This window comes from Acinetobacter sp. WC-141 (assembly GCF_000313935.1).
Taxonomy (GTDB): Bacteria; Pseudomonadota; Gammaproteobacteria; order Pseudomonadales; family Moraxellaceae; genus Acinetobacter.
The window spans coordinates 1-7971 of record NZ_AMSS01000025.1 but is presented as its reverse complement, the minus strand read 5'-3'; the positions used below and the strand labels follow the sequence as shown (position 1 = coordinate 7971).

Annotated in this window: 6 protein-coding genes; all 6 read left to right on the top strand. The window is 41.1% G+C overall.

Annotation, left to right across the window (positions count from 1 at the left end; translation table 11 throughout):
• The first annotated feature begins 114 nt into the window (after positions 1-114).
• Complete coding sequence (locus tag ACINWC141_RS03925; protein ID WP_502322076.1) at positions 115-4152, top strand: tape measure protein; 4038 nt, start codon at positions 115-117, stop codon at positions 4150-4152.
• A 318-nt stretch (positions 4153-4470) separates the two neighbouring features.
• Entirely contained in the window at positions 4471-4620 is a 150-nt protein-coding gene (locus tag ACINWC141_RS20265; protein WP_009388179.1) for a hypothetical protein, read from the top strand.
• A gap of 56 nt (positions 4621-4676) precedes the next feature.
• Positions 4677-5075 carry a hypothetical protein gene (locus ACINWC141_RS03920; RefSeq protein ID WP_009388175.1) on the top strand — a complete coding sequence of 133 codons (399 nt, stop codon included), beginning with the start codon at positions 4677-4679 and terminating at the stop codon, positions 5073-5075.
• Positions 5075-5581: a DUF1833 family protein gene (locus ACINWC141_RS03915; protein WP_009388176.1), complete on the top strand. Its 507-nt coding sequence runs from the start codon at positions 5075-5077 to the stop codon at positions 5579-5581. The genes ACINWC141_RS03920 and ACINWC141_RS03915 overlap by 1 nt, the downstream gene beginning before the upstream one ends.
• The gene (locus ACINWC141_RS03910; RefSeq protein ID WP_009388174.1) at positions 5578-5940 is read left to right on the top strand and encodes a hypothetical protein; all 363 of its coding nucleotides are present in this window, start codon (positions 5578-5580) and stop codon (positions 5938-5940) included. The genes ACINWC141_RS03915 and ACINWC141_RS03910 overlap by 4 nt, the downstream gene beginning before the upstream one ends.
• The coding region (locus ACINWC141_RS03905; RefSeq protein ID WP_034677583.1) for a host specificity factor TipJ family phage tail protein at positions 5933-7971 on the top strand (2039 nt) is incomplete at its 3' end. The genes ACINWC141_RS03910 and ACINWC141_RS03905, both read left to right, overlap by 8 nt.

Sequence of the window (7971 nt, the reverse complement as noted above, 5' to 3'; positions counted from 1 at the left end):
TACTGTTAGTGCTGCAATATCTAAGATGGATACATACACAGGACTTCAAAACCGTCTTAAATTAGTGACTAATAACCAAGTGAGCTAAATAAAGCAACTGAAGATACGTTCCGAATTGCTCAAAAGACATATTCTGCTTGGGATTCAGTTTTACAGGTGTACCAGCGCTTTAGTGATAATGCCAAGACATTAAATCTTACGATGGAAGATACTGCCCGATTAACTGAAACCGTATCAAAAGCTGTGGCTATTAGTGGAGCAAGTGCGGAGGCCGCTGATGCAGCATTAGTACAGTTCGGACAAGCTCTTGCCAGTGGTACATTACGTGGTGAAGAACTGAATTCTGTAATGGAGCAAACCCCTGCTTTAGCAAAAGCTATTGCACAAGGCATGGGTATTACAGTGGGGCAATTACGTTCAGTAGCCGCAGAAGGAAAGATTACTTCAAAAGAAATCGTTAAGGCCCTTAATAATGTCCAAGACGATGTTGATGCGCTGTTTGCTAAAACTGATATCACAATTGGTCAATCACTCACACTTTTAAATAACGAAATTACTAAGTTTGTGGGTGAGGCTGGTAAAGGTAGTGGGGCCGCACAGGTATTAGCTGGATCAGTTCAAACTCTTGCAAGTAATTTAGATTTAATTGCAGATGGGGCATTGGTAGTTGGTATTGGGTATATCACTCATGCAATTTTAATGAAGAGCGCAGCAGTTAAGGATGGAATAACATCGACTTTAGCTAGCCGCCAAGCATCAGTATTAAACGCTCAAGCTGAATATGCAGAAGCTACAGCTACCTTGAATGCGGCTAAAGCGCATCTCGCGAATGTCCGAGCCACAAACGCAGAAACCCAAGCTAAATTTGGTGCAACTGCGGCAGCTACACGTTATGCACAGGCACAAGCAGCAGTAACTGCTGCTACAAATGCACAAACCGCTGCTCAATCAAGACTCTCAGCAGCTTCTTCTTTGGTTGGCAGTATTGGCAGTCGAGCATTAGGACTTATCGGCGGTCCAATTGGCGCAATTACCCTAGGTGTATCCGCTCTGGCTGCAACATATACTTATTTTAAAGGTAAGGCAGAAGAAGCGAATAGAACACTTGCTGAACAAGCCGAAGTGGCTAACCGTACTGCTGAAGAATTAAAAGGGTTAAAAGGTGAGGCAAAAACCAAAGCTATTAATGACTTAACAACGGCCTTTAAAGCTCAAAATGAGGAGTTGAAAAAAACAGAATTGGCCGTTGGTTCAGCCTTAATTGATATTCAAAACTTCGGTAAAGGCAATGTTGAACTTACAAGGATTTCTAATGAAGCTCGATTGGGCACAATTAGCTACAAGGAGGCTATGGAGCAACTTGCTAAACAGAAGTTACCCCCAAGCTTAAGAGATGCATTAAAGGAGCAAATCGACAAATACAATGAGGCTTATGAAAAGGCTGATAAGACGAAAACAGCCATTAAATTGTTTGGTATCGAAGTTACCTTAACGGGTAATAAAGCCCAAAATGCAGCAATTGAGCAACAGAAGCATGCTGATGCTATCAAGAATACAAAACAGGCTGCAGATGAGGCTCAAAAGTCCTTACAGAAATTGTATGCAGATAAATTGTGGGATACGCAATTTGTCGAGATAGTAATGAAAAAGGGTTTTTCTGAGTCTCAGGCTAATGATTTATTGAAGCTTTATAAAGATTCATTAGCTAAGGGTCTTAAGGCAGCAGACCGAGAGGCTATGAAAGCATTAACGGATACTTGGAAAGCAGAAGAATCAATCAAAGCCATCACGGATGCTAGAACTGATTCTATACGGGAGCAAAACAAGGAGCTTAAAAATCAGCAAAAAGTACTAAATGTAAATGCGAAAGTCCTAGCAAATGCTTCAAAATTCGGCTTTGCAGATCTAGAGTCTAAATACAAACTCCCATCAGGAACATTATCCGCGATTCATATGATCGAATCTCGAGGTAATGCAAAAGCCTATAACAAAGAAACCGGGGCCACTGGTGGATTTCAGTTTCTCGAAGGTACTGCCAAGCAATATGGCATAAAAGACCGCACTGATTTAGCACAGTCTGCTGAAGGTGCGGCTAAGTACATGTCTTATCTTTTGAAGCTTTTTAAAGGTGATTTAGAAAAGGCTGTACGTGCATACCATGCAGGTGAAGGCAATGTAATGAAGGGTAAAGGTATTGGTAAAAATAATAATCAATACTGGAAAGACTATCAAAGTTACATGGCTGGTATTAATGGCTATTCTGCTGGTGATATTTCATCAAAAGACTTTGATAAGCTTATTCAAGATACCACTAAAATGGCCGAGGAGCAGGCAAAACTTCGCCTTCAATTAGAAAATGAGGTTGCTAATCAAGTAAAAAAGATTAGGAATGATCTGGCCAAAAAACTTGAGGATGTTGATAAAGCTAACTTTAGCCCGGAACGTAAGGCTGAAATAAAAGCAGAACTTCAAGCACGTGCAGATAATGATATTGCTATTGCTGAGCAAGCTACAAAGACTAAGTTTGATTCATTCCGTGATTTCACCAAGTCGGAAGAGCAGCTTTTAAAGGACAGTTTTGCAAAACGTCAATTTGAAGCCGAACACGACTTAGAGATGACAAAAGAACAGCGTAAAGAAGCTGTTAATTTGTTAGCTCAACAGTTGCAACAAGAATTAGGTTTACTAAAACTTGCTCAAGAGCAACGTTTGTTTCAAGCTAAATTATTCTTGCTTTCAGAAACTGAGGCAATGCAAGAACGCTACCGATTGGAGCGAGAAGAAATTGCTAAAACAGTAAAAGATGAGGAGGAAAAACGTAAGCGACTGGCATTATCACGTGATCAAGAACGATTAGAAGCACTTGATCGTGCAGCAAAAGCTGGTCAAGCATGGGGTGGTATTCAAGCTGATATGAATGGCAGTGGTGAGTTCTATAGACTAGATCAAGAACGATCTAGCCGCCTAAGTGCCGCGACAAATCTACTTGATAGTCAGCAAGGTGTGGTTAATTTAAATGAACAAAATTCTATTGAGGCTTTAAATGCACAATTTGAGCAACAGCTTATAAGTCAGCAGGATTACGAAAACCAGAAAACTGCGATCATTCAAGCTGCTCAAGAGCAACGGAATCAAATTTACAGTGATTATGCTCAGAACGTTAAGGACGTTGAAGACAAGTATCAACAAGATCGATTAAACGCTCAGATTGCCCTTGGTGGACAAATGATGGGTTCAGTCACTTCGATGTTTGGTTCAATGTTTGGTGAACAGTCCAAAGCCTATAAGCTCATGTTTGCTGCAGATAAAGCTTATGCAATTGCAGCTGCAGGTATTGCCATCCAGCAAAATATCGCAGCTGCTTCAAAAGCTGGTTTCCCTTATAACTTGCCTTTGATTGCTGGAGCCGTTGCACAAGGTGCTAGCATTATTGCTAACATCAGGGCAATTAAAGATCAAGGCTTTGCGGACGGTGGTTTCACTGGTCGAGGTGGGAAATATGAAGTTGCCGGTGCTGTGCACAAAGGCGAGATCGTAGGGTCCCAAGAAGATATTAAACGCTGGGGTGGTGTTGGCTTAGTTGAGAAAATGCGTAAGAGCTCAGGCCCTGAAGCATTCCTCAACAATAATGCTTCAGCTGATAATATCATGCGCCGTGCAATGATGAGCTCTAATGCTTTTATAGAAAGCCAAAAGCAATCTGACATCTTCAATCAACCGGTTCAAGATGGCCAGATTATTTATAAGGGTAATAGTCGTGTACCTACTGCTTCTTCAGCAAGCTCTGATCTATTCCACGACGGAAAAGTTTACTTCTCTTCAAATGGTTTAGTTCAGGATCGTTCAAATCTTGATGACATTCAGGATTTCACCTTAGGGCAATCTACACGTCCTCAAGCTGAGATTATGCCTTCTTTTGAGCCATCTTCTCCGATTATCAATTTCAAAATTGAAGTTGTGAATCAGGTGAGTGGGGCAACAGTGGAAGCTGAACAACTGGATGAGAATACAGTCCGGATCATCGTTAAAGAGGAGTTGGATAAACAACTTCCAAAAGCAGTGCCTAGAATTGTAGGTGATCAAATTGGAAATCCAAACTCAACTATTAGCCGCTCTTTGACAGAGAATACGACTACAAGACGAAATCGATAGTTTTAAAGTTACAGGTATAAGGAGGGAAATGTTAATGCTATGTATCGAAATGCATTTAAAGCGGTGGGTATAAGGAGAAAAGAGCTGTTGACAGTGTAAACACCTAGTCTCTTCTAAAACCTATTGACAGCCAATATTATGAAAGGACCACCTTCGGGTGGTTTTTTTATGCCTATGTTTTCCAAAGTAGGAAAAATGAATAAATGACATTTTTTTGAAATGAAACAATAAGAGCACTTAAAAAGCAAAAACCCCAGTGTTGGCGCACTGAGGTTTTCAATTCAACTCAACCAGTGAAAGTTAAGGAGAAGCATTACTATGAATAAGCATACATCAAAATCGGAATTAAAGGTAGATGGAAAAATGAGCGAAAAAGGTGCAGATCGTGTAGGACTAATACAAGCATTAACATATTTGGGATTAGTCCTTGGAATTATTAGCGTTGCAGTTATATTAGCCTTGAAATAATTGCAATTGTTTCTGGTACCGCCTACGGGCGGTTTTTTATTACCTGAAGGAAAGTTATGTACAAGTTAAAGCTAAATCCTCAAACAAATGGCTATGGCGTAACACCAGGTGATGATGTAAAGCGTCAGCAAATGGACGGTGGACGCGGACGCTATTACATCGATGTAAAACGTAATAGCCATATTGTCGATGTGAACTGGAATTTAAGCAAAACCGATTTCAATAAAATGATGGCCTTCTGGCGTGTCTATCAGAACAAGCCAGCCTCGTTTTATGCGGATCTGGTCATTGACCAAGGAGCACGTCAACAATACCAATGCAATTTCATACCGAACTCGTTCAAGACCAATGAGGTGAATGGAAATCTATACCGGGTAAATGCTCAGCTCGAAGTTGTTCAAAACCAGCCGAACCTTACTGCTGATCAGGTACTTATCAAAGATTGGGAGGTCTAATGGATAACGAATACGCCAAGTTCTTTCTTAATCGTAAAGTCGATATCTATCAACTGGAGTGTATTGAGTTATCACATTCATCATTTCTAAAAACTTATCGGGTTGTTCGCAATGATGATCGGGGCGTCTATGTGCAGCATACAGAAGGAGCAGGTCAGGTTTTTTACGAATACCTGCCAATGTCAATTCAAAGATCTGGAATGCTGGGGGATCTGGACCAGACCTTAACCGTTTCAATTTCCGGACTGGGTGATGTGTTGCCGGATGAGTTTGAGCGGGTAATTGAAGGGCAATATTCAGATGTTAAGCCTAACGTAAATTATCGGCTCTATAGTTCAGACAACTTGAATACACCAATCCATTATTTGTTAGGACTGAAACTTACAGGCATATCAATGAATCATAAAGCTGTAACATTCAAGGCTGAATCACCACGATTAAATACCGCGAAGACTGGAGATATTTTTGCTCTGGATCGCTTTAGTGGTCTGAAGGGGGCTGTATGAAAAGTCATGATCATTTGCTTGATAAGCAATATGACGAAGAGCAATACAACTGCGTTCATTTTGCCCATGAAGCTGCAATGGATCTCTACGGAATAGATCGTAGCGAAGCTTTGGATTTATTCATGCAACCTAAGGGCAAAATTACATTCCTGCCATCAAGATTAAAACTCTTAAATCCGCTGCCCATGCCGAAGGAGGGCTGTATTGTCGCCTTCCATCCAAGACAAAGAAATAAGCCCCCACATGTGGGGCTTTTTCGTTTAGGTCGTGTTCTGCATCTGATGGAAGGTGGAGTCACTTATTTAGCTGAAGACGTTATCAGAGCAATGGGGTTTAGTCGGGTCAGTTACTATGATTAAGATTATTTATAAACAGGATCCTTTGTCTGAAGAAAAGACAGTGGAACATGCTCATACCATAGGGCAATGGCTAACTTCCAAATACGAATCTATGCCTGAACATGTCCGTATTTTTCATACATCAAGCAATATGGATCATGCGGAAATTTCATTTGCCAATGAAGTTACACCTAAGAATGCTCATGACTTAAAACAGCTCGATTTCTTACCTGGTACTTTCATTGTGATTGAAAACCCGAAAGGTATGCCAGCGCTTATTGCGGCAATCGTATCTATTGTTTTAAGTGTGGCGGTTGCATTTTTAATGCCCGCACCATCGATTGCTCAAACCAATCAGAATAACAACCAATCCTCATCTGCAAATAACGAACTTTCTAATCGTGAAAATAAGATGAGGGTAAATGGTCGTATTACGGATAACTATGGTGCTGGATGGAATACACCTGATCTGATTGCAGTTCCTTACAAGGTTTATGAAAACAATGTTGAAGTTGAGCATATTGTTGGCTGCATTGGTCGTGGCTACTATCAAATTAATGGCGCTTATGATGGTGAAACCAATATTGTTGATATTGCTGGAGCATCAGTAGAAGTCTTCCGTCCAGGCGTCGATATTGTTTCTGGACAACCTTATTTTTCTGTTGGTACTGAAATTACCACACCGCCTTTAACTGTTCAGCATCAAAACTCAGTGAATGGCCAGATCTTGCGTCCTGCAGATACTCAAAGTCTGGAAGGCACAAATTATCTTATTTTTGCTTATCCAAACGAGATATTACGAGCATCTGCAAACAATACCGATTTAACGACTAAATTTGTCAGCAATGACCGCGTAGAAATTACTAATGCTTCATTTACCTATAACGGGCAAACATACGATTTAAACGGTACTTATAGCGTCTTATCAGTTGCTGATGATCGTATGACGTTATCAAATCCTGCTGCAATTAATCCAAACTGGTTAAAGCTAAAAGAACTCAGTAACCAGCAAACAGGTGCTTTATCTCCAAAGCTTGCATCGATTGGTGAAAAGTGGATTGGCCCGTTTATTCTGGACAATCTCGAGCGTAGTCGTGTCATTTTTAACTTTGTAGCCAGTAATGGACTTTATACGGTATCAGCAGGCGGCAATCAGGCAGCGGTAAACGTTACGCTTGAAGTTGAGGTCACACCGGTGAATGAATCGGGTGCAGCCATTGGTAATCCAATGCTAAAGCAGATCATTCTGAAAGGTTCAGCAAAGTCACGGCAGACTATTGGTGCAACGCTGGATATGGTCACATTTCAGGGGCGTTGTAGTGTCCGTGCACGCCGTTTAACACCTACACCTGCTGTTGAAAGTGTAGTGGATGAGGTGAAGTGGCAAGCACTTTACGGAGCATTCCCGCTGCAAAGCACTAAATATGAGTATGAAACGGTTTTTCGTGCACGTACTTATGCAACTACCGGTGCGCTTGCAGTTAAGTCGCGCAAGATCAATTTTGATCTTCAGCGCATGTTACCCACTTATAAAAATGGAGCAATGACGACGGAGTTATTTCCAACTTCAAGCTTTGCTGATGCACTGGTCTCAATGGCGTTGGATGACAAAATCGGACGCCGTACGATCGATGAAATTGATATAGAAAATATCTATCGCACTTATAACGATATTGTCGACTACTTCGGTACACCGTTAGCTGCAGAATTTTGTACTACCATTGATGATACCAATCTCTCCTTTGAGGAGCTGGTCACTAACCTTTGTGATGCTGTGTTTTGTACAGCATACCGGCAAAACAATAAGCTCAAGATCTATTTTGAACGGCCAACAGATAACTCGGTGTTGCTGTTTAACTTCAGGAATATCATTCCGGATAGTTATAAACATGATCTTACCTTTGGTGTAATGGATGATTACGACGGTCTGATCTATGAATACACGGATCCGACCGATGATAGCCGCATCAATATCTACTTGCCGGATAAAGGAGCCAAGAACCCAAAAGAGGTGAAATCGGTAGGTGTACGTAACAAGTGGCAAGCACATTT

Bases quoted from the DNA above. Each gene is read 5' to 3' on its own strand.
- ACINWC141_RS20265 (WP_009388179.1), top strand. From the start codon at position 4,471: ATGAATAAGCATACATCAAAATCGGAATTAAAGGTAGATGGAAAAATG.
- ACINWC141_RS03920 (WP_009388175.1), top strand. From the start codon at position 4,677: ATGTACAAGTTAAAGCTAAATCCTCAAACAAATGGCTATGGCGTAACA.
- ACINWC141_RS03915 (WP_009388176.1), top strand. From the start codon at position 5,075: ATGGATAACGAATACGCCAAGTTCTTTCTTAATCGTAAAGTCGATATC.
- ACINWC141_RS03910 (WP_009388174.1), top strand. From the start codon at position 5,578: ATGAAAAGTCATGATCATTTGCTTGATAAGCAATATGACGAAGAGCAA.